We start from the raw sequence: 21,353 nt of genomic DNA, 5'->3' as shown, positions 1-21,353 counted from the left end.
GGCGGTAGACTCCGTGAGCCAAGCCAGGGATGGCGCGGCGTGATCCCACGCCTCGGATGACGCGTCACATGGCGATCTTAGTCAAGGACGGCTGGCCATGCGATTGACCTTACGCAGGAACCGATGGACTCATATGGCCGTGCTGGCGGCCTGGGTGGGCTCCTCCGGTTGCCAGAGACTTCCCTACATCGACCAGTCCAAGTCCGTCCCCCACGACAACATGGGGAAGATGGCGCTGGAGGACAAGGAGGTCAAGCAGGCCGATTTCCTGTCGAGCGGCGCCCCGCTGCCGATCCCCAAGATCGCCAAGCCCCGGACCACCAACGACCCCGAGGCCGACGAGATCTGGCCGATGACGCTCCAGGAGGCGATCCGGATCGGCCTGGACAACTCCGAGGTCGTCCGGGTCATCGCCTTCGGTGCCCAGGGCATCCCGGTCGGCGGCTTCGAGCCGCAGCCGTTGAACACCGGGGCCGGGGCGGGCATCGCCAGCGCCCTGGGTTCGGGCTCGCTGGCGTCGGTCTACGACCCGGCCGTCCAGGAGACCCAGATCGCCCAGGCGCTCAGCACGTTCGACACCGCGTTCATCACGAACATGACCTGGGGCAAGAGCTCCCAGCCGTTCAACAACGCGATCCAGGGCGGTACGTTCCAGCTCGCCGGGACCCGGACGCCGGTCATCTCGGTGCAGGAGTCGGCCAACTTCCAGGTCGGCCTGCAGAAGCGGACCGCCACCGGCGCCCAGCTCGGCATCGTCCACAACGTCAACTGGCTGTATCAGAACAGCACGTTCCTCGTCACGCCGTCGGCGTATACGACGAACCTGCAGCTCTCGCTGACCCAGCCGTTGATGGGCAGCGCCCCGATGCCCGGGCAGCCGGCCGGCCCGCCGGTGGGCCTGGAGGCCAACCGCGCCCCGATCGTCGTGGCCCGGCTCAACGCCGACGCCGCCGTCTGGAGCTTCAAGGCCGCCGTCATGGCCCAGGTCCGGTCGATCGAGCAGCAGTACTGGGCCCTGGCCCAGCAGCACGTCCAGCTCTGGTCGGCCGAGAAGGCCGTCGAGCTGGCCCGCGAGATCGTCAACCGCGAGCAGGCCGAGCTGGTCGTCGGCAAGGGGACCGTGGCCGACGTCGCCGAGGCCCAGCAGCGGCTGGAGCAGTTCAACCTCGACCTGGTCACCAAGACGGCCGACGTGATCACCACCGAGCGGCAGCTCCGCAACATCCTGGGCCTCCCCCCGGCCGACAACCGCCGGATCATCCCGGTCACGCCGCCGACCGAGGCCCGCCTGGAGCCCGACTGGGATTCGAGCCTCGCCCAGATGGTGACCTTCCAGCCCGACATCGTCCAGCAGCAGCTCCTGGTGCGGATCGCCGAGCTCCAGCTCCTCATCACCCGCAACCAGCTCCTCCCCCAGCTCAGCCTGAACGTCCTCTACCAGTTCAACGGCTTCGGCGACTCGCTCGACTCGGCCGAGGCGGTCATGACGGGGGCGACGATCAAGGCCCTGGAACCGGTGGTCGCCGCACAGCAGCGGGCCGCGGGCGTCGCGGGGAACCCCGGCTTCTACAACAACTTCCGGACCTGGCAGGTCGGCTGGTCGTTCCAGATGCCGCTCGGCATGCGGGCCCCGCTGGCCAGCACCCGGCAGGCCCAGTACACCCTGCTCCGGCAGCGGGCCTACCTCCAGCAGGTCATCCACCAGACGGTCCACTCGCTCAGCCGGTTCTTCCTGGAAGTGGACGCCAACTACAAGCAGTTCAAGACCGCCTCGCGGCTTCGGGCCGCCGCGGCCGAACGGCTCGCCGCCCAGCGGGCCTATTACGAAGAAGGCCGGATCACCATCGACCGCTTCCTCGACGCCGTCAGCCAGTACGCCCAGGCCGTGGCCCTGGAGGCGCAGTACAAGACCACCTACAACATCTCGATCATCGCCCTGGAAGAAGCCAAGGGGACGCTCCTGGCCTACAACAACATCGCGGTCGCCGAAGGCCCCAACCCCCGCAAGGCCTACGTCCAGGCCCGCGACATCCAGGAAGGCCACAAGCAGATCCCGATCGCGCCGGACGGCCCGATGTATCCCGAGCGGATCGTCGGCCCCTCCTCGCCCGATCCGGTGACGCCCCAGCCGCCGCCGAACCTCGAGGAAGGCGACCCGCTCCCCGCGATGCCGGCCCCGATCGGCCCGCTCGGACCGCCGCCGACCCCGATCCCCCCCTACCGCCCGGCGGGCGAGGCCCCGATCCTCTCGCAGACGCCGACCGCGGCCCCCGAGGCCCAGCCGGCCGACGCCCCCCGGACCGATCCCGCCGCAGTCCCGGCCTCCGGGCCTCCCCCAGCCAGCCCGACGCCGGAGCCGGCCCCGGCCCCGGCCCCGGCCGCCGAGGAACTCCCCGAGCTTCCCGAGGCCGTCGACCTCCCGCCCCTGCCCTGACGGCGGGCCGAAGACTCGAAGCCGTGCGACTCCACGAAAGGCCGACGCCCAACCCGGGCGTCGGCCTTTCGTCGTTCGTTACGACTCCTCCACCGGAACGATCGAGATCGCCTTGTCGCCCCTCGACGGCCGCCGATAGACTCCAATCGAGGGGCTTACCTCCCCCGCACCGCGCTCAGCACGTCGACAAGGAAGGGGCGAGCATCCCATGTCCCGACGCCTTCGACTCCTCGTCCTCGCGGCCCTGGCCGCCGCGCCGGCCCCACGGCCGAACTTCGCCCTCGAACAACCGCGCGTCGCCCCCGAGCAATCCGTGGTCGACGCGCTCCGGGCGAACCCGCTCACCCTCCCCTACGCGATCCGGGTCGACGTCGGCCGGCAGGGCGAGATCATCCTGTCCGGGAAGGTCGGCACCAAGGCCGTGCACGACCTGGCGATCCGGACGGTCATCGACCTGGGCCTCGTCCCGCACGACGACCTGGTGATCGACACGAACGAGGCCCATCGCGTCGCAATCGAGCAAACCTACTCGGCGGCGTCCGCCGTCGCGGCGGCCCCCGTCGGCCCCTCCCCATACTTCGTCTATCCCGAACCCCTGTTCGGCCGACTCGACGACCCGTTCTTCGGCCTCGAGCCACCCATCCTGAGCTTCCCGATGCGATCCGCGAGTCGCCCCGACGCGACCTCTGCCGCCCCGACCGCGGACGCGAGACTGCGCCGGGCCTCCGCCCCGGCCCGAGGTCAGCTCCAGCTCACCGTCGATGAGTACGGCCAGGTGTCGCTCAGCGGCGTCGTCGCCAGCGAGGAAGACAAGCGACTGATCGAACAGGAAGCCATGAGCGTGCCCGGCGTAACCCGCGTCGCCAGCGACCTGAGGGTCGCGAGCCGGGAATCGCCCCCGCCGCCCCCTCAGCCCGTCGACGGCCGGCCGATCGAGCTCCAGCGGCCCGTCCCGCCGCCGCCCCCCCCGGCCGTCGACCCGGCCGAAACTCCCCGCCCGGCACCGGCGGCCCGCGAAGGCGGCGGGGGGCTCAAGGCACGGATCGAACAGGCTTTCGGCCGTCGCCCCGCCCTCAAGGACCAGGCCGTCGAGGTGTCCGCGCGAGAGGACGTCGCGACGATCTCGGGCAAGGTGCCGTCGGCCTACGAGGCGATGCTGGCGTACCGGGCCGCGCAGCAGACGCCGGGCGTTCGCGAGGTCGTCGACAAGCTGGAGTTCCCGCTCCCCGACGAGAACCGCCCCAACCCGCTGCGGACGAAGGGACGACCGGACGACCTGGAGCCTTACTTCCTGGGGCAGGTCCGCCGCCACGTCGGCGACTCCGCGCACGTCGACCGGGTCCGGGTTCAGGGAGACCTCGTGCAGGTCCGAGGGACGCTGTCCCTCGGCGAGGATCCGGCCCGGCTCGAAGCCCTGCTGCGGTCGATCCCCCTGCTGCGCGACTTCCGGATCGAGTCCACCTTCACGGCCGATTGAGGCCCCTCCCCCCACACCGCGCGACTCTGAAGAAGCTAGGCAAACTCTCGGCCCCCTCGACGCGACCGTCGGTCATTAGGTCGCAAATCTTGAGGGGGTTTGATCTTGATCGAATCTCGGCGAGCCGCTTAGGATGACCTCCCACTCACGGGAGGGCCTCTCCGAAGCCTGCCCGCGCGCCGGGACTCATCGTCGATTGCCCGAGAGGCCGCGACCCTAACACGCCGAGAACCAGAGGATCGAGAACGCATGATCGCCAACAAGGAGGGAGGCGCTTCTCAGGGCGATGCGGCCCATACCTTCGTCCGGTCGTCGCTGCGTCGCGAGGCTCCCGCAGCCAGCGGTCACGAAGCCGCCCTCGACCGGACGCGGAACTGGCTGCTCGCCCGCCAGAAGGACGACGGCCACTGGGTCGGCGAACTCGAAGGCGACACGATCCTCGAATCCGAATACATCCTCCTGCTGGCCTTCTTCGGCCGCGAGCGCGAGGACGTCTGCCGGCGCTGTGCACGCTACATCCTGGCGCACCAGCTGCCGACCGGCGGCTGGCCGACCTACCCCGGCGGGCCGGCCGACGTGAGCACTTCGGTGGAGGCCTACTTCGCCCTCAAGCTGACCGGCGTGCCGGCCGACGACCCGGCCATGGTCAAGGCGCGAGAAGTCATCCTCGCCCTGGGCGGGGCCGGGGCCAGCAACAGCTTCACCCGGTTCTATCTCGCCCTGCTCGGCGAGATCTCGTACGACGAGTGCCCGATCGTCCCCCCCGAGATGGCCCTGATCCCCTCGCGGTTCGGCTTCAGCCTGAGCGCGATGTCCTCGTGGACCCGCTCGATCGTCGTGCCGCTCTCCATCGTGTCGCACTTCAAGCCGGTGCGGAGGGTCCAGCCCGAGCGGGGCATCGCCGAGCTGTTCGACGGTCCCCGGTCCTGGGCCCGTCCCCGACCGCCCCTGTTCTCGTGGGGCCGGTTCTTCCTGGCGGTGGATCGGGGCCTGAAGTTCGCCGACCGCGTCACGCCGGCCGCCTTGCGACGCCGGGGGCTGCGCGAGGCGCACCGCTGGATGGTCGAGCACTTCGAGGATTCCGACGGCCTGGGGGCGATCTACCCGCCGATGATCTACACGATCCTCGCGCTCCACTGCCTGGGGTATGAGCCCGATTCGCCGTCGGTGACCTGGGCCTGGCGACACCTTGACGACCTGCGGATCGACGAGGGGGAGACGACCCGTTTCCAACCCTGCGTGTCCCCCGTCTGGGATACGGCGATCACGGCCATCGCGATCTCCGACGCCGACGAGCCGGCCGACGCGGCGGCCGTCGAGAGGGCGGCCGAGTGGCTGCTCTCGAAGGAGCTGCGGAGGCCGGGAGACTGGGCCGTCCGCCGGCCGGGCGTCGAGCCGAGCGGCTGGCCGTTCGAGTACGCCAACGCCTTCTATCCGGACATCGACGACACGGCGATGGTGCTGATGGCCCTGCTCCGCTCGCCGGCCGCCGACGAGCCGCCGATCGCCGGGGCGATCCGCCGCGGCACCGACTGGCTGCTCGCGATGCAGAACCGCGACGGCGGCTGGGCGGCGTTCGACGTGGACATCGACAACGAGGTCCTCACCAAGGTCCCGTTCGCCGACCACAACGCCATGCTCGACCCGAGCTGCGCCGACATCACGGCCCGCCAGATCGAGCTGTTCGGCGCCCTCGGCTTCCGACTCGACCACCCGGCGGTCGCCCGGGGCCTGGATTACCTCTGGCGGACGCAGGAGCCCGAGGGCTGCTGGTACGGGCGCTGGGGCGTGAACTACATCTACGGGACCTGGCAGGTCCTCCAGGGGCTCAAGGCGATCGACCACCCGATGGACGTCCCGGCGCTGGTGCGGGCGGCCGACTGGCTGGAGTCGGTCCAGCAGCCTTGCGGCGGCTGGGGCGAGACCTGCGGGACGTACGACGATCCCGCCCTGAAAGGCACGGGGACGCCGACCGCCTCGCAGACCGCCTGGGCCGTGCTCGGGCTGATCGCCGCCGGCCGCGTCGACGGCGAGGCCGTCGCCCGGGGGATCCAGTACCTCGTCGACTCGCAGCTCGAGGACGGCTCGTGGGACGAGCCCGAGTTCACCGGGACCGGGTTCCCCAAGGTCTTCTATCTCAAGTACCACCTCTACAGCGTCTCCTTCCCGCTCATGGCGATCGCCCGCTACGGCCAGGCCCTCGCCCGGGATCGGAGCCTCGCGCCCGGGGCGTTGGCCAGCCGCATCCCGGCCGACCCCCGGCCTCTGGTCTGACGGTCCCCATCCCATTTCGCCCCCGATTCGGTCAGGTCGCGCAAGCAGAACAAGGGAGTGATCGCCGCATGCGTTTTCCACTGCAGATGACGAGCCGAATCGCCGGTTACATCGCCAAGAAGAAGCTCTCCCGGGCCAAGAAGTTCCCGATGGTCCTGATGCTGGAGCCGCTCCACGCCTGCAACCTGACCTGCACCGGCTGCGGGCGGATCCGCGAGTACTCGCAGACCATCAAGCAGAAGCTCTCGATCGACGAGTGCCTCGCGGCGGTCGACGAATGCGGCGCGCCGGTCGTGTCGATCTGCGGCGGGGAGCCGATGATCTACCCCGGCATCGGCGAGCTGACCGCCAAGATCCTGGAGCGCAAGAAGGTCGTCTACCTCTGCACAAACGGGATGTTCATCCGCAAGAAGATCCAGGACTTCAAGCCGAATTCCCGGTTCTTCTTCAACGTCCACTTCGACGGCATGCGCGAGAGCCACGACATCGCCGTCGAGCGTCAGGGCGTCTTCGACTCGGCCATCGACGGCGTGAAGGCGGCCAAGGAGGCCGGCTTCCTCGTCTGCACCAACACGACGGTCTTCCAGGAGACCGACATGAAGGAGCTGGACGAGCTGTTCGGCTACCTCACGAGCCTGGACGTCGACGGCTTCCTCATCTCCCCCGGCTACGGCTACGCCGCGGTCGATTCCAAGGAGATGTTCATGACCCGCGCCGACATCCGGGCCAAGTTCCGGGCGGCCGAGGCCATGTTCCGCAAGTACCGATTCTACTCGTCGCCGATCTACCTGGAGTTCCTTCAGGGCAAGCGCGAGCTGTCTTGCACCGCCTGGGCCAACCCCACCCGCAACATCAAGGGATGGAAGGGCCCCTGCTACCTCATCACCGACATCCACCACCCGACCTTCGGCGACCTGATCAACAAGACCGAGTGGGAGGACTACGGCCCGGGCAACGACCCGCGCTGCGAGAACTGCATGATGCACTCGGGCTTCGAGACCTCGGCCGCCCTCGGCGTGAACAGCCGCCTCGGCGACACCCTCAAGATGGTCAAGTGGCAGTTCCTTTGATCGACCCCGAGCCCCAGCGACTGGCCCCCGCCCCCTCCCCGGCCGACGTCGGCGTCGTCATGGCGATGCCGATGGAGGCCGGCCACCTGATCGACAAGCTGGCCCGAGTCCGGCGCTACGCCGCCCGGGGGCTGACGGTGGTCGAGGGGGAGCTTGAGGGCCGAATCCTCGCCGTGCTGGCCTCGGGCGTCGGCGCAGCCTCGGCCCGTCGGGGCGTCGAGCACCTGCTCGCCGGTCACCGGCCGCAAGTGATCGTCTCGGCCGGCTTCGCCGGCGCGCTCGATCCCGCCCTGAACCGCAACGACCTGATCGCCCCGCGCTCGCTGATCGACGGGTCGGGCGAGGTCGTCGAGATCGCCGCCGGCCTCGTCGGGCCCGTCCCCGGCATCCGATCGGTCGGCCGGCTGCTCCTCGTCGATCACGTCGTGACGTCCGCAGCCGAAAAGGCCAGGCTCCGAAATGAGCACCAGGCCGACCTGATCGACATGGAGACCTTCGCCGCGGCCGTCGCCGCCCGCGAACGTCGCGTCCCATTCCTCTCGCTCCGGGTCGTCAGCGACGACGCCCGGACGGACCTCCCCCCCGAGGTCGGCCGCCTGCTGAACACATCCGGCAGCTACCGCGTCGGCGCGGCCCTGCGCGCGCTCGTGGGCCGACCTTCGTCGCTCAAGGATTTCTGGTCGCTACACGCCCACGCACTCGAAGCGGCCGACCGCCTCGCTGACGGCCTCCAGGTCTTCTTACGCGGCCTGACCTGAGCCGCCGCCCGTCACGCCGGCGCGCCGGTTGCATTGAGATCGCCCGAGCCCGCGCATCGAGGTCAACGAGAGCCCCGCGCGGCGTTTCAGGGCGACCTACCTCATCCGACGTCGCCGCACCACTCGCCCGGCTCCCGCCGGACGAGGGGAAATGGACGTGATTCTCGACAGCCGCGAATCCCTGCGCCGACGCGAAAGGGAAGGGAGGCGACAATATGCCCAAGATCGGCCTGGCCCTGTCCGGGGGCGGCTTCCGCGCGACCCTTTATCATCTGGGCATCATCCGGTTCCTCCGCGACGCCGGGGCCCTGGAGAACGTCTCGCACATCACTTCGGTCTCCGGCGGGAGCATCCTCGCCGCTCACCTCGTGCTCAACTGGGACCGCTACAACGGCCCCGCCGAGGAGTTCGACAAGGCCGCGAAGGAGATCCTGGACTTCGTCCGGATGGACGTCCGCAACCGGATCGTCCGCCGCTATCCGTTCGCCGTCCTGGCCACGGCCCCTCGATGGCTGACGCGCCGGCCCGTCAACCGCCGCTACACCCGGGCCGGCATGCTGGAATACCACTACCAGAAGCACCTCTACGGCGACACCTGCCTCTACGAACTGCCCGACAAGCCCGAGCTCCACATCCTGGCCACGAACCTGAGCGAGGGCTGCATCACCTCGTTCACCCGCTCCGGGCTGATCCTGCAGCGCAGGCTCCCGGGCGATCGAATCCAGTTCGAGCGGATCCAGGCCGGCCTGGCGACGATCCCCCTGGCCGTCGCAGCCTCGTCGGCGTTCCCCGGCTTCTTCCCGCCGATCCAGGTCCGATCCCAGGACATCGGCGCGAGCGAGGCCGCCTTCTCGCATCAGGCGTTCACCGACGGAGGCGTGTTCGACAACCTGGGGATCCGGGCCTTCCGGTTCATCGAGCGATGCTGGTCGGAGACCTGCCGCCCCACCGACGCCGACGGCCGCGAGGTGGAGGTCGAGGAGCCCGAGGAAGCCGACCTGGAGCCGGCCGCCGTCGGCGCGGGGGGGCCCGTCCAGAGCCGGCCGTCGGGTCGCGATTCGAATGGCCAGGTGGTGGAAGCCGAGGACGCGGAGCCCGGCGACGGCACGGGCGCGGTCCCCGACCACGTCCCCGGCGCCCCGCCGTCTGTGCGACCCAGCGTCTCGGAGTTCGACGTGGTCATCGCCAGCGACGCCGGTGCCAAGCTGAGCATCACCCGCGACGCCTTCAGCGGCGGCCTGATCCAGACCGCCATGCGAGCCTCGGACATCCTCATGGACCGCGTCTGGCAGCTGGAGAAGGAGATCTTCGGCGCGGCGGCGGGATTCCTCTTCACGCCCATCTATCGCCTGGTGGAGCCCGAGGAGGACCCGACCGCCCCCTTGCCGGTGATCCAACGACAGATCGTCGGCATGCGCACCGACCTCGACCGCTTCTCGTCGACCGAGATCCGCAGCCTGGTCCGCCACGGATACTGCGTCGCGCGTCAGGCCTGCCGCTCGAGGCCCGACGTCTTCGGCGACGTCCTCCCCGACGGCCCGCCCTGGGACCCGATGCCGGAAAAGCCGCGAAAGCTCGGCCGCATCCTGAGCTGGCGCGACCGCCCCGCCAATGACGGGACGGTGCTGGCCAGGCAACTGCAAGCCTCGGCCTCGCGACGCATCTTCAGCACGCTCCTCGACTGGCGGGACGCGATGACCTACGTCTTCCTGCCGTTCATGCTCCTCCTCCTGCTCGCCGGCCCCTACCTGCTCTATCGGACTTACGTCAGCAGCACTGGCGTTCGGCAGGCGCTGGGGCTCGTGGCCGAGGGGAGCCCGGACGAGGCCCGGCTCCTGAGCCTGGTCCGCGACGGCCCGGTGGCGAGCCTGGACGGCCTCACGCCGGTCCCCGCCGATCGCTTCGCCCCGACCGACTACCGGGGCTTCGAGTTTTTGAGCGATTCGCACATCGTCGACCTGCGTCGATGGGAGCGATCCGCGGCCCCCTGGCCGGCCGCCTCGGAGCCTCAGGTCTACCAGCATCGTCGCTACCTGGTGCGCCGGACCGAGGTCGAGAACGCGGGCGACCACCTGAGGTTCCATCTCACCAGCCGGTCGCCGGACCTCGTGGTGAACTTCCTGAACAAGAACCTCTCCCCCGTCCTCAGGCGTACGGAGCCCGAGCCGACCGAAGGCGACGGCGTGACGTATCGCTGGGAGCTGGACCTCGACTTCAGCGGCGTCCCGCACGGCGAGGTGGTCGAGGTCGTGGTCGAGCAGATCTATCGCGGCCCCGAGATCCGCGCGGGGCGCGTCGGGGTCAATTCGCTCGTCCACGTCAGCAACGGCGTCACGAAGGTGGCGTCGATGTGGATCCTGATGCCCAGCCGGAGGCCCGCGGGCCGTCTCAGCCTGATCGGCTACAAGATCGACGCGCCCGAGGAACGTCGGCCGATCAGGCCGACGCGGATGTTCGAGGTCCTGGACGGCGCCGTGGTCGGCTGGCAGATCATCGGCCCCGACCCCGACACGACGTACGAGGGGCATTGGATCCTGGACTGAGCCGAGGGATCGCGTCTCAGGGGGTTGCGGGAGCGGCCGCCTTGGGGGCGGCCCCGGCGGGCGCGAGCGACTCGCGGACCGGCTTCGTGACCGCCGGCGTGGTCCCGGCGCGGACGCGGGAGGCCTGGGCGTCCGGGGCGAGCATGCTGTCGACGCCCATGGTCGCCAGCGGCGAGACCAGGCACATCAGCAGCAGCCCCAGCCCCAGCGCGTGCCACGGGTGGAACTGGAGGACGAGCGTGAAGACGCCGAACCAGATGATCGCCTGGAAGACCGTGCCCAGGATGTTCGCCGTGAACATCGAGTCGAACGACGGATGGAAGTAGGTCATCGTCGCCGCCAAGATCAGCGAGGCCAGGGTCACTTTCAGGCCCGCACGCGGCGTCACCTCGTCGTAGAGGGCGTCTTGCGCCATCTCGACCACGGTGAAGCAGCCCACGAAGGCCACGAGCCAGTAGACCACGAACGTGAAAAAGAGCGTCCACATGAGCAGGCGTCCCAAGATGCCGGGCGGTTGATCCGGGTCTTCGTCGGTCGACCGGCCGTATCGTACTCCGAAGCCGCGCCTCGCACCACCGGCCCCTGGAGGTTTCTCTCCGAAGTGCTATGATCGCGAGGAAGGTGAGCGAACCAGACGACACGACCGACGCGACGCGAGACCCGCCCCGATGATCCGCCTCAGCGCCTTCGCCGACGAGATCTCCCAGGACCCGCGGGAGCAGATCGAGGTCTTGACCCGGCACGGCGTCAAGCACATCGAGTTCCGCGCGATCCACGGCACCAACGTCCTCGATCTCTCCGAGGAGCAGCACCGCGAGTTCCGGGACCGGCTCCGGGACGCCGGCTTCGGCCTCAGCGCGATCGGATCGCCGATCGGCAAGATCAAGATCACCGACCCGTTCGACGAGCACCTGGCCCGCTTCGCCCGCGCGCTCGACGTGGCCGACCATTACGAATGCCCCCGGATCCGCGTCTTCAGCTTCTACATGCCCCCGGGCGACGACCCCGCGAACCATCGCTCGGCCGTCGTCGATCGCATGGCCGAGCTGGCCTCGATCGCCCACGACCGCGGCGTGAGGCTGTTCCTAGAGAACGAGAAGGGCATCTACGGCGACCACGCCGAGCGCGTCCGCGACATCCTCGCGACGGTCGGTTCGCCGGCCCTTTCGCACGCCTTCGACCCGGCGAACTACGTCGAGGTCGGCCAGCCGATCGACGACGCCTGGGCCCTGCTCCGCCCGCATGTTGGCCACTTCCACGTGAAGGACTACAGCGAGGCCCAGCGACGCAACGTCCCCGCCGGCGAGGGGGACGGTCACATCCCCCGACTCCTGGAAGACGCCGTACGGACCGGCTACGACGGCTTCGTCGTGCTGGAGCCGCACCTCACCGTCGCGGAGCTTTCCTACGGCTTCACCGGCCCCGAACGCTTCGCCGACGCGGCCAACGCGCTCAAACGGATCCTCGACGAGGGGTCGATCGCCTTCGCCTGAATCTCAACCGCCCCACTTTCCCAGGGAGTCGTCCATGAGTCGGCACGAATCGCTCAACCGTCGTTCGTTCCTCCAAGGCGCCGCGGCCGGCGGGGCCCTGCTCGGCCTCGGCCTGCGAGGAGGCCTGACCTTCGGCGCCGAGGTCACGGGCCGGCCGAAGCCCGGCAAGATCGGCGACTTCAAGATCTCGCTGGCCGAATGGTCTCTTCACAAGTCGCTCTTCGCCAAGAAGCTCGACAACCTCGACTTCCCGAAGGTCGCCCGCGAGGAGTTCGGGATCGAAGGGGTCGAGTACGTCAATCAGTTCTTCAAGGACAAGGCTCACGATTCCGTCTACCTGAAGGACCTGAAGAAGCGGGCCGACGACCACGGCGTCACGAACGTGCTGATCATGATCGACGGCGAGGGCGACCTGAGCGCGCCGGACAAGGCCGCACGCGGCCAGGCCGTCGAGAACCACAAGAAATGGGTCGACGCGGCCGCGGCCCTGGGCTGCCACGCCATCCGCGTCAACACCGGCAATCACTACAGCAAGTCCGACGTCGCCGACGCGGCCGAGGCCTGCTCGGCCCTGGCGGACTACGGCGTTCAGCACAAGATCCACGTCATCTGCGAGAACCACGGCGGGCCGTCGAGCGACCCCGACGCGCTGCTCGCCCTGATCAAGGCCGTGAACAACCCGAGCTTCGGAACCCTGCCCGACTTCGGCAACTTCCCGAAGGCCGACGGCAAGTACAAGCTCGACGTCTACGACGCCATCGCCCGGATGATGCCCCACGCCCACGGGGTCTCGGCCAAGAGCTACGACTTCGACGAAAAGGGCGAGGAATCCAACCTCGACTTCGCCCGCATCATGAAGATCGTCACCGACGCCGGCTACAAGGGCTGGGTCGGCATCGAGTACGAGGGGAGCAAGCTCGGCGAGGCCGAGGGGATCAAGGCCACGAAGAAGCTCCTGGAGTCGCTCCGGGGTTCGGAATACCGCGGCTGACCGCCTCCTCGCGACAGTCTCAGACGCCCGCGGACCCGGCCTTGACCGGGTCCGCGGCGTTTCGTATCGTACGCCACCCATCTCGGGGAATGCGGCCGAAAGGTCGCCCGGGCGAGCGAGGACGGGAGGTCCCGCGGGTCCGTCCGATCGGCCGCTGCAGTCTCCGACGCCACGACACACCACGACGAACCAGGGACGGAACCCTTGTCGCCCGATCGCACCCAGATCCTGGTGCTGAACTACAACGGCCGGGCCCTCCTCCAGGAGTGCCTCCCCTCCGTCGTCGAGGCGGCGCGTCGATCGCCGGCTCCATGCGGAGTGATCGTCGTCGACAATGATTCGACCGACGATTCGCTGCCCTGGCTGGCCTCCCGCCACCCCCAGGTCCGGGTGATCCGCCTGCCGAATCGCGGGCTCGCCTCGTTCAACGACGCTCTGAAGATGCTCGACGAGCCCGTCGTCCTGCTGCTGAACAACGACGTGAAGCTCGCCCCCGACGCCGTCGGCCCGCTGCTCGACGCGTTCGCCGATCACGACGACGCCTTCTTCTCGGCACCCCAGTGCTGGACGTTCGACGGTCGGCATTACGAAGGGATGCGGACGAGGGTCCGGACTCGCTTCGGCCTGGTGCAGGGGATGAGCCGCGTCCCGGGGCACGAGGCGCTCGTCGACCACGCCGACCTCACCGCCGCCGCCGGCCCCGTGCTGGCCGTCGACCGGGTCCGGTTCCTGGAGCTGGGCGGCTACGACCCCATCTTCCACCCCGGCCGGATCGAGGACCTGGACCTCGGCTTCCGCGCCTGGATGGCCGGGCTGCGAGGCTATTACGTCCCCGGCTCGACGGCCTACCACAAGGGCTTCGCGACCTTCGCCCCCGAGCTGGGCGAGGAGCGTTGCGACGGCCTGGCGGTCCGCAACACCCTGATCTTCGCCTGGAAGAACCTCCGCGGCGCGAGGCTGGCGAAGCACCTGGGATGGCTGCCGATCCGCCTCCTCGGGTCGCTCGCCCCCGGTCGTCGCGGCTTCGCGACGGCGTTCGTCGAGGCGGCCTCGCGATGGCGCGACGTCGTACGGGCTCGACGGACCCTCCACGAAGGGAGCGTCGGCTGGATCGAGCGTCAGGAAGCTTTCTTTCATCGATTCGAATGGTGAGCGCGTAACGATCCGGCGACTCGTCGCGAAGGAATCGCGAGGGCGTCGGGACCGACCGGGGGCGACGAACCGCAGGGAGGCGAACCGATGGCCGCTCCGGCCCGCAATCTGGTGATCGACGCCCGCCCTCGCGGGCCTCGCGGGCTGATCGCCGCCGAGGTCGTGCTGGGCCGCCCTGTGCTCTCCCGCCTGGTCGAACAGGCGCGGGAGATCGTCGGCCCCGGGAGCGTCATCGCCGTGCTCGCGGCCCGCGGCCGATCGGCCGACGTCGCCCCGCTGCTCGACGACGCCGGGTCCGTCCGGGTCGAGTTCGTGGAGGACATGCCCGCCGACGGCGCGGTCCTCCGCACCGACCGCCTCTACGACGGTCGGCGACTCCGGCGCGCCCTGAGCCGCGGCCGCGACCCCGAGTCCGCCGCCTTCTGGCGGCTGGACCGCCCCGAATCCCTTGCCGGCGCCGAGCAGGAACTGAACCGCCGCCTGAATTATCAGCCGCTGGGACGCTACTGGGCGTTCCCGCTGGCCGAACGCCTCGCCGCCTCGCTCCAGCATTCGCGCGTCGGCCCGAACGCGCTGACGCTCGGCGCTGGGGCGCTGATGCTCTCCGGCGTCGCGGCCGTCGCCTGCGGAGGACTGGGCTGGACCGGTCGGGCGGCCACCGCCCTGGCGTTCGCCGCAGCCCTGGTGCTCGACACGGCCGACGGCCGCCTGGCCCGCCTCCAGGGCGCCTGCACGGCGTTCGGCCGGTGGCTCGACCAGGTGCTCGACGAACTGGCCGACGTCGCGCTCCACGCCGCGATCGCCTGGGCGTCCTTCGTCGCCACCGGGTCCCCGACCTGGCTCGTCCTCGGGATGCTGTTCGCCTCGGGCAAATACATGTTCCTGATCCAATCGCTGACCGGCGAGGATCTGGAGAAGTCGACGCTCGCAGACGCGGCCCCCCCCCGATCCGCCCGGAGCGGCCGGCTCGCCTCGGTCGCGGGGCCGGTCCGCCGGCTGGTCGCCGCCCTGGGCCACGCCGACCTTCGCTGGCACCTCTGGATCGTCCTGGCGGCCGTCGGTCGTCTCGACGCGGCGCTGGTGGTCTACGCCGCCTACTTCTCCTTGAGGGCGTTCGCGGGGATCGCGCGCAAGGGGGCGGCCCATGCCTGAGCCCCGGATCTCCGCCCTGATCGTCGCGCGGAACGAGGAGGCGAACCTTCCCGGCTGCCTCGCGTCGCTGGGTTTCGCGTACGAGCGGATCGTCGTCGTCGATCCGTCGAGCGACGACGCCACGCTGGACGTGGCGCGTCGGCTCGCCGACGTCGTTCTGGTCCGTCGCTTCGACGATTTCGCTTCGCAGCGCAATGCGGGCCGCGAGGCGGCCTCGGGCGACTGGGTCCTCTCGATCGACGCCGACGAGCGGGCCACGCCCGAGTTGGCCGTCGAGATCCAGGAGGCCCTCTCCGACCCGGATCTCCCCCAGGTCGGCTTCCGCATCCCCATCCGCAGCGAGATCCTCGGCCGGCCGTTCGGCTACTCGGGCACCCAGCAAGATCTGCCGCTTCGACTCTTCCGTCGCGACTGCGGCGAGTGGACGGGGCGAGTGCACGAAACCGTGCGGCTCGACGGCGAGGTCGGCCGGATGGCCGCCCCCCTGGAGCACCGCACGCTTCCCGACGTGCAGGTCTTCCTGCGCAAGATCGACCAGTACACGTCGCTCGAAGCCCGCGACCTGTACCGGGCCGGTGCCCGCTTCCGGGCGAGGGACCTGACGCTCCGCCCGGCCTGGCTGTTCCTCAAGCTGTACCTGTACAAGCAGGGGTTCCGCGACGGGCTCGAGGGCCTGATGTTCTGCGCGTTGTCTGGTGTTTCGGCGGCGGTCCGCACATGGAAGTTGCGGGAACTGGACCACATGGAGGTCGCATGATCTCGGCTCACGAGGCGGAAGTCACGTTCCGGTTCGACGCGCTGCACTGGCGTTTCAAGGACTCGGTCGACCCCGAGGATTACCGCCTTCGCGGCGTGCTCGACGCGATCGGCCCCGTCGAGGGCCTTCGGGTCCTGGACCTGGGCTGCGGCAAGGGGCGGTTCTCCCGCGCCCTCCAGGAGCGCGGGGCGATCGTCGCGGGGGTCGACCTGTCGACGGCCATGCTCGCCGACGCCGACGGGATCGATCGCGTTCGAGGCAGCGCGCGAAGCCTGCCGTTCCGCTCGGGGAGCTTCGACGCGGTCGTCGCGGTCGAGGTCTTCGAGCACCTCGACCCGGCCAGCTGGGACGACACGATCGCCGAGGCGCGACGCGTCCTGGCGCCGCGGGGGGCGCTGGCGATCGTCGACAAGAGCCTGGCCTCGTTCAACGCCGAGCGGCCCTGGATGCCGAGCGCCGTGGTGAAATTCATCGACGAGCGCCGGGGGCTCTGGATGTACCCGACCGACGGCCCCGCCCGCGAGCGGTGGTTCTGGCCGAGCCGCCTGCGCAAGGAGCTGCTGAAGTCCTTCCCCGACGTCCGGGTCGTCCACCTGCTCTCGCCGGTCGAGAAGCGGCTGATGCTGTTCCGCAAGGTGCCGTCGGCCCGGCTGATGGCCCTCTGGGTCGCGCGCGGCGAGGGGGGCGGCGATGTCTGAGATCCTCGGCCCGAACGCCGCCGCCCTGCCCTTCCTGCTGTGGAAGACCCCGCCGGGACTGGAACTGATCCTGGGGCAGGAGGGGATCGCCTACGAGTCGATCCGCGATGCGCATCCGTTCGCCTTCCGGGGCGGTCGGTTCGTCCTCTTCGACGGCCGTCGCGAGTCGGCGTCGGCGATGCGCGCCCTGCTCACCTCGGCCCACGTCGCGATCGACGTGGACTCGCTCCGCGAAGGAGAGCCCATCGACCCGTTCCAGGCCCTGATCGACGATCGGCCGATGCGGGGCGCGTGGCAAGTCCAGGGCTGGACGCTTCACGAGCGGGTCGCGCGACACCCCAAGGCGTGGATCCGCGAACGCCTGATCGCCCGGCTTCGCGAGGCCGTGGCGGCCCGCGACGGCCTCTGGATGCGGCTCGCCCCGTTTCCGCACCCCTATCGCTCGGCGTTCAACCTCCGCGTCGACCTCGACGAGCCGGCGGCCGAGGACTACTTCCGATTCGCGCTGGGCCGGAACCTGCTGGACGACTGCTGCACGCACTTCGTCAGCACCAACGCCTATCAGCACGAGGCCGAAGTCCTGGCGAACCTCGCGGGCCGTGACGCCCAGTCGCACGGCCACTACCACTACATCCACCGCGACGGCGAGGCCAACCTCCGCAACCTCGAACGAGCGGACGGCATCCTCCGCGCCCAGGGCTTCCCGGTCGAAGGCTTCGCCGCGCCCCACGGCCGCTGGAACGCCTCGCTCGACGACGCGCTGGAGTCGCTCGGCTACTCGTACTCCACCGACTTCCAGCTCGGCTACGACGATTTCCCATTCTTCCCGTGGAAGGACGGGCGATTCTCGAAGGTCCTGCAGGTCCCCGTGCATCCGATCTGCGAGGGGCTGTTCCTCGACGCCGGGGCGACCGGCGGGCGGGTCGTCGCCGAACACCTCGCACGCGTGGTGGAGGAGAAGGTGGCGGCGGGCGAGCCGGCCTTCGTTTACGGCCATCCCGAGCGCAGGCTCGGCCGGATGCCCGAGGTCCCGCTGGCCCTGGCCGCGACGCTCCGACGTCAGCCGCTGGTCTGGCGCACGACCCTGACCGAGATGGCCCGATGGTGGCGCTGGCGGGCCTCGCGGAAGTGGCTCGCCATCCCCCGCGGGCCGGGACGCTACGAGGTCCAGTTCGAAGACTGGGACGCGCGCTATCCGGTTGCTCTGGAAGTCCAGCGCGGCGACTTCCGCTGCCTCCTGCCGCTGAACGGGCCGAGGACGGTCCTCGACCTGCGCACGCTCGCCTACGACCGTCGGCCGGAGCCCGCGCGACGCTCCGTCCGACCTCCCGAGCCCGACCGTCGCAACCCGTCGCTGAAACAGATCATCCGCCAGGCCATCGATTGGGAGACCGAGACGCCCATCGACGAGATCCCCTCCGCGACGATCGCCGGGCGCGTGAAGAAGGGCCTACGACGCTGGAAACTTCCGAGGACGGGGACGAGTTGATGGACGACCGACCCCTCGAAACCTTCGACACCGAGCCGACCGCCGCGCAATGGCGGGCCTCCCGCTCGCAGGGGCCGTTCCCGGCCGGCTCGGCGTACCTGCACGCACCCTCGTCGGCCTTCCAGGCCCCCGGCGGGGGCGAGAACCAACTAATCCAGACGGGTCGGCACCTGGAGAATCTGGACGTCTCCGTCCGGCTCTTCTCCCCCTGGACCGACCGACTCGACGACGCGCGGCTGCTCCATCTGTTCGGGATGTCGCGCGAAGGGCTGGAGCTGGCCCGGGCCGCGAAGGCTCGCGAGGTGCCGGTCGTCCTCTCCCCCATCTGCTGGTACGAGCCGCGCGCGCTTTGGGCGTTGGAGCCGAACGCGACCCGCAAGCTGGGGGCGCTCGGGGCCTGGGCCCTACGCCGCGGCTTCCCATCCCTCCCTGGCTGGCGCCGCGACCTCCTGCGGCTGGCCGACCGCGTGCTGCCGAACTCGGAAGAGGAGGCCGATCAGCTCGCCCGCCTGTTCGGCGTGCCTCGCGAGCGGATCAGCGTGGTCCCGAACGGCGTCCTGCCGGACTTCGGATGGGGATCTCCCCGCCTTTTCCGCGAGCGGGTCGGTGACTTCGAGTTCGTCCTGTTCGTCGGCCGGATCGAGCCCCGCAAGAACCCGCTCGGCGTGATCCGGGCGGCGAGGCGGCTGGGATACCCGCTGGTCGTCGTCGGCGAGGCCCCGCCGCAGCACGAGGCCTACGAGCGCCAGTGCCGACGCGAGGGGGGCGACCGCGTGGTCTGGCTGGAGGGGCTGGACCACCACGACCCGCTCCTGGTCTCGACATACTCGGCCGCTCGGGTCTTCGCCCTGTGCAGCTGGTTCGAGACGCCCGGGCTGGCCGCTCTGGAGGCCGCCCTGGCCGGGGCCGCCGTGGTCGTCACGCCCCATGGGTCGACGAGGTCGTACTTCGGCGATCGCGCCGCCTACGCGCGCCCCTGGCGGCTCGACGAGATCGGCGAGGCCCTCGCGCGAGCCTGGCGAGAAGGGCCCCGACCTGGCCTTGCGGCCCACGTCGCTTCGAACTACCTTTGGGATCGAGTCGCCAAGCTTACGGCGGAGGTTTATGAGCAGGTCGCCGACTGACCTCAAGCCTGTTCGGACGGGACGCTATCGCTACAGCAAGCTGCGATGGCGGATCCTGGTGCGCGCGTTCGACGCGGCCGGGGGCCTCGTCGCGCCGCTCTGGCGGCGGCTGCGCCCCCCTCGCGTGGTCGAATCCCCGCGTCGGATCCTCGTGGTCCAGCTCGACCATCTCGGCGACGCCGTCCTGACCGCACCGCTCATCGCCCACCTGCGCGAGGCCTATCCCCGGGCCGAGATCGACGTCCTGGCCTCTCCGAGCAACCACGAGGTCTTCGAGTCCAACGCCGACGTGGCGCGGGTGCGCATCGCCGAACGGACCTGGTTCGAGCGCAGCCCTTCGCGGCGGGGCCTCCTCGGCGAGGTCTGGCGGCTCGGCTCGTCCCTGCGGGAGGCTCGCTACGACTTGGGCATCGACGTCCGGGGCGACGTGCTCTCGATCCTCGTGCTGGCGATCGGCGGAGTGGCGCGTCGCGTCGGATTCGCGATGGGGGGCGGTTCCTTCCTGCTCTCCGACGTGGCCGAGTGGACGCCGGGCCGACACGAGGTCCGCTCGCGGCTCGCCCTGCTCGAGCCGCTGGGGATCGAGCCCGACTTCGGCGGGCGGGCCCTGGTGCACGTCCGGGACGAGGACCGGGCCGAGGTCGCCGCCCGCCTTCTCGAAGCCTGGCCCCGACGCTCGGGCCGTCGCCGCGAACGCCCCTCGCGGGCGATCTCCGGCGGTGAGGCCGACGGCCGGCTGAACGCCGAGCAGTTCCGCCCTCACCCGCCGATGCTGGCCGTCCACCTGGGCGCCGGCACGGCCGCCAAGCGCTGGCCGAAGCGGCACTGGAAGGCCCTCGTCGAGCGGTTCCTCGAAGACGGCTGGCGCGTGGTCATCGTGGGAGGGCCCGAGGACCCGCCGCTCTCGCGGATCCTCGCCCCGCACGATCGGCTCGTCGACTGGTCCGGCCGCCTGTCGGTCCCCCAGACGACGGCCCTGCTGGAACGTACCGACCTGTTCATCGGGGCCGATTCGGGTCCGGCCCACCTCGCGGCCTCCGCCGGCGCGCTCTCGGTGATCCTCTTCAGCGGCACGAACAACCCGATGCAATGGCGGCCCTGGTCGACGCGCTCCCTGGTCCTCCGCAAACGCGTCCCCTGCCGCCCCTGCCACCAGAAGACCTGCCCACTGCCCGATCACCCCTGCATGACCGGGCTGGACCCCGACCGCGTCTACAGGGCCTCACGGCGCTGGCTGACCCGGGCGAACCGCGCCGAGCCGGCCCGCCGACCCACCCCGTCTCGAGGGCTCGAGATCGCTTATGAACACGACTTCAACCCCGCATCCTGAACTGCCCTCGCGAACGACGGACGTGCGCGGCTGGATCGTGCTGGCCTGGGTCGCGGCGTGGTCGGTCGCCTACGTCCACTCGGCGCTGGGGGCGCGTTTCCCGTGGATCCGAAGCTGGATCGACGGGCTATTCTGATCCGCGACCGGGCTCGCTCCCGACTGCGACGGCTGGGGAGGGCGGCCCGGACGCCTCAACCGTGCCCGCCGCCGGCCGCGGCCTTCTTCCAGTCCGTGATGTGCCTCACGAGTTTCGTGGAGATATCCGAGAACGCGCCGCCGGGGGCCATCGCGGCCTCGGCCTCCACCATGCGGCCGGAGGTGGCAGATTCCAGCACGGACGCCGCGGCCGTGTGGAATTGCGAGTGCAGGACTTTCACCTCCCGCCACTCCTTCCGCATTCGATCCGACAGGGGCAACGCGTTCAACCACTTGCCGAACTCGCACTGGTCGTCGGGTCGCACGTTCTCGACCGACCACTCGCTCCGGCCCGTCTTGATGGCCTCGCGCAGGCGGAACTTCGACTTGGCGTGCGCGGCGATCGCATGATCAAGGCTCGCTGATTCGACCATCGTGGGTTGCTCCTTCGATGCGGAGCGTCCGTCGGCACGTCT

At 70.1% G+C, this 21,353-nt stretch carries 17 protein-coding genes; 15 read left to right on the top strand and 2 right to left on the bottom strand.

The genetic code is table 11. From position 1 onward, the window contains the following. The first annotated feature begins 97 nt into the window (after positions 1 to 97). From G6O68_RS25175 to G6O68_RS25150, 6 genes are all read left to right on the top strand, one after another. Entirely contained in the window at positions 98 to 2,434 is a 2,337-nt protein-coding gene (locus G6O68_RS25175; RefSeq protein WP_165251422.1) for a TolC family protein, read from the top strand. 208 nt (positions 2,435 to 2,642) lie between these two features. Next, the gene (locus G6O68_RS25170; RefSeq protein ID WP_165251421.1) at positions 2,643 to 3,911 is read left to right on the top strand and encodes a BON domain-containing protein; all 1,269 of its coding nucleotides are present in this window, start codon (positions 2,643 to 2,645) and stop codon (positions 3,909 to 3,911) included. Between the two features lie 249 nt (positions 3,912 to 4,160). Beyond that, on the top strand, positions 4,161 to 6,185 hold the full coding sequence (shc, locus tag G6O68_RS25165) for a squalene--hopene cyclase (RefSeq protein ID WP_165251420.1): 2,025 nt from the start codon (positions 4,161 to 4,163) through the stop codon (positions 6,183 to 6,185). Between the two features lie 68 nt (positions 6,186 to 6,253). Further along, positions 6,254 to 7,255: an adenosyl-hopene transferase HpnH gene (gene hpnH / locus G6O68_RS25160; protein ID WP_165251419.1), complete on the top strand. Its 1,002-nt coding sequence runs from the start codon at positions 6,254 to 6,256 to the stop codon at positions 7,253 to 7,255. Next, on the top strand, positions 7,240 to 8,013 hold the full coding sequence (locus G6O68_RS25155; RefSeq protein ID WP_240911503.1) for a phosphorylase family protein: 774 nt from the start codon (positions 7,240 to 7,242) through the stop codon (positions 8,011 to 8,013). The genes hpnH and G6O68_RS25155 overlap by 16 nt, the downstream gene beginning before the upstream one ends. A gap of 215 nt (positions 8,014 to 8,228) precedes the next feature. Beyond that, a complete protein-coding gene (locus G6O68_RS25150; RefSeq protein ID WP_165251418.1) occupies positions 8,229 to 10,556 on the top strand; it encodes a patatin-like phospholipase family protein in 2,328 nt (775 codons plus the stop codon). Between the two features lie 16 nt (positions 10,557 to 10,572). Here G6O68_RS25150 and G6O68_RS25145 read toward each other — a convergent pair whose 3' ends face one another. Then, entirely contained in the window at positions 10,573 to 11,043 is a 471-nt protein-coding gene (locus G6O68_RS25145; RefSeq protein ID WP_165251417.1) for a hypothetical protein, read from the bottom strand. A 181-nt stretch (positions 11,044 to 11,224) separates the two neighbouring features. Here G6O68_RS25145 and G6O68_RS25140 point away from each other — a divergent pair, with 181 nt between their 5' ends. The 9 genes from G6O68_RS25140 (at position 11,225) to G6O68_RS25100 (ending at position 20,742) form a co-directional block, all read left to right on the top strand. Then, entirely contained in the window at positions 11,225 to 12,049 is an 825-nt protein-coding gene (locus tag G6O68_RS25140; RefSeq protein WP_165251416.1) for a sugar phosphate isomerase/epimerase family protein, read from the top strand. 34 nt (positions 12,050 to 12,083) lie between these two features. Then, positions 12,084 to 13,040, top strand: a complete 957-nt coding sequence (locus G6O68_RS25135; protein ID WP_165251415.1) for a sugar phosphate isomerase/epimerase family protein — start codon at positions 12,084 to 12,086, stop codon at positions 13,038 to 13,040. 204 nt (positions 13,041 to 13,244) lie between these two features. After that, positions 13,245 to 14,192, top strand: a complete 948-nt coding sequence (locus G6O68_RS25130; protein WP_165251414.1) for a glycosyltransferase family 2 protein — start codon at positions 13,245 to 13,247, stop codon at positions 14,190 to 14,192. Positions 14,193 to 14,279: 87 nt separating this feature from the next. Further along, on the top strand, positions 14,280 to 15,344 hold the full coding sequence (locus G6O68_RS25125) for a CDP-alcohol phosphatidyltransferase family protein (protein ID WP_165251413.1): 1,065 nt from the start codon (positions 14,280 to 14,282) through the stop codon (positions 15,342 to 15,344). Next, on the top strand, positions 15,337 to 16,101 hold the full coding sequence (locus G6O68_RS25120; RefSeq protein ID WP_165251412.1) for a glycosyltransferase family 2 protein: 765 nt from the start codon (positions 15,337 to 15,339) through the stop codon (positions 16,099 to 16,101). The genes G6O68_RS25125 and G6O68_RS25120 overlap by 8 nt, the downstream gene beginning before the upstream one ends. Next, entirely contained in the window at positions 16,098 to 16,799 is a 702-nt protein-coding gene (locus G6O68_RS25115; RefSeq protein WP_165251411.1) for a class I SAM-dependent methyltransferase, read from the top strand. The genes G6O68_RS25120 and G6O68_RS25115 overlap by 4 nt, the downstream gene beginning before the upstream one ends. After that, positions 16,792 to 18,288: a hypothetical protein gene (locus G6O68_RS25110; protein ID WP_165251410.1), complete on the top strand. Its 1,497-nt coding sequence runs from the start codon at positions 16,792 to 16,794 to the stop codon at positions 18,286 to 18,288. Before G6O68_RS25115 ends, G6O68_RS25110 begins: the two co-directional genes overlap by 8 nt. Continuing rightward, a complete protein-coding gene (locus G6O68_RS25105; RefSeq protein ID WP_165251409.1) occupies positions 18,288 to 19,412 on the top strand; it encodes a glycosyltransferase in 1,125 nt (374 codons plus the stop codon). The genes G6O68_RS25110 and G6O68_RS25105 overlap by 1 nt, the downstream gene beginning before the upstream one ends. Continuing rightward, positions 19,393 to 20,742, top strand: a complete 1,350-nt coding sequence (locus tag G6O68_RS25100; protein WP_165251408.1) for a glycosyltransferase family 9 protein — start codon at positions 19,393 to 19,395, stop codon at positions 20,740 to 20,742. Before G6O68_RS25105 ends, G6O68_RS25100 begins: the two co-directional genes overlap by 20 nt. A gap of 191 nt (positions 20,743 to 20,933) precedes the next feature. On the opposite strand, the gene G6O68_RS25095 is transcribed toward G6O68_RS25100, so the two are convergent. Continuing rightward, positions 20,934 to 21,311 (bottom strand): CZB domain-containing protein, encoded by a 378-nt coding sequence (locus tag G6O68_RS25095; protein ID WP_165251407.1) that lies wholly within the window; start codon positions 21,309 to 21,311, stop codon positions 20,934 to 20,936. Positions 21,312 to 21,353 lie beyond the last annotated feature (42 nt).

The organism is Paludisphaera soli (assembly GCF_011064595.1).
In the GTDB taxonomy this organism is placed as follows: Bacteria; Planctomycetota; Planctomycetia; order Isosphaerales; family Isosphaeraceae; genus Paludisphaera; species Paludisphaera soli.
Note: the sequence above shows the minus strand (reverse complement) of the source record. Positions and strands in the feature narration are given on the sequence as shown.

Excerpts from the sequence above, each read along its gene's own strand:
- G6O68_RS25145 (WP_165251417.1), bottom strand. The coding sequence starts at position 11,043 with ATGTGGACGCTCTTTTTCACGTTCGTGGTCTACTGGCTCGTGGCCTTC.
- shc (WP_165251420.1), top strand. The coding sequence starts at position 4,161 with ATGATCGCCAACAAGGAGGGAGGCGCTTCTCAGGGCGATGCGGCCCAT.
- G6O68_RS25120 (WP_165251412.1), top strand. The coding sequence starts at position 15,337 with ATGCCTGAGCCCCGGATCTCCGCCCTGATCGTCGCGCGGAACGAGGAG.
- G6O68_RS25140 (WP_165251416.1), top strand. The coding sequence starts at position 11,225 with ATGATCCGCCTCAGCGCCTTCGCCGACGAGATCTCCCAGGACCCGCGG.
- hpnH (WP_165251419.1), top strand. The coding sequence starts at position 6,254 with ATGCGTTTTCCACTGCAGATGACGAGCCGAATCGCCGGTTACATCGCC.
- G6O68_RS25150 (WP_165251418.1), top strand. The coding sequence starts at position 8,229 with ATGCCCAAGATCGGCCTGGCCCTGTCCGGGGGCGGCTTCCGCGCGACC.
- G6O68_RS25110 (WP_165251410.1), top strand. The coding sequence starts at position 16,792 with ATGTCTGAGATCCTCGGCCCGAACGCCGCCGCCCTGCCCTTCCTGCTG.
- G6O68_RS25105 (WP_165251409.1), top strand. The coding sequence starts at position 18,288 with ATGGACGACCGACCCCTCGAAACCTTCGACACCGAGCCGACCGCCGCG.
- G6O68_RS25100 (WP_165251408.1), top strand. The coding sequence starts at position 19,393 with ATGAGCAGGTCGCCGACTGACCTCAAGCCTGTTCGGACGGGACGCTAT.
- G6O68_RS25135 (WP_165251415.1), top strand. The coding sequence starts at position 12,084 with ATGAGTCGGCACGAATCGCTCAACCGTCGTTCGTTCCTCCAAGGCGCC.
- G6O68_RS25115 (WP_165251411.1), top strand. The coding sequence starts at position 16,098 with ATGATCTCGGCTCACGAGGCGGAAGTCACGTTCCGGTTCGACGCGCTG.
- G6O68_RS25095 (WP_165251407.1), bottom strand. The coding sequence starts at position 21,311 with ATGGTCGAATCAGCGAGCCTTGATCATGCGATCGCCGCGCACGCCAAG.
- G6O68_RS25125 (WP_165251413.1), top strand. The coding sequence starts at position 14,280 with ATGGCCGCTCCGGCCCGCAATCTGGTGATCGACGCCCGCCCTCGCGGG.
- G6O68_RS25170 (WP_165251421.1), top strand. The coding sequence starts at position 2,643 with ATGTCCCGACGCCTTCGACTCCTCGTCCTCGCGGCCCTGGCCGCCGCG.
- G6O68_RS25175 (WP_165251422.1), top strand. The coding sequence starts at position 98 with ATGCGATTGACCTTACGCAGGAACCGATGGACTCATATGGCCGTGCTG.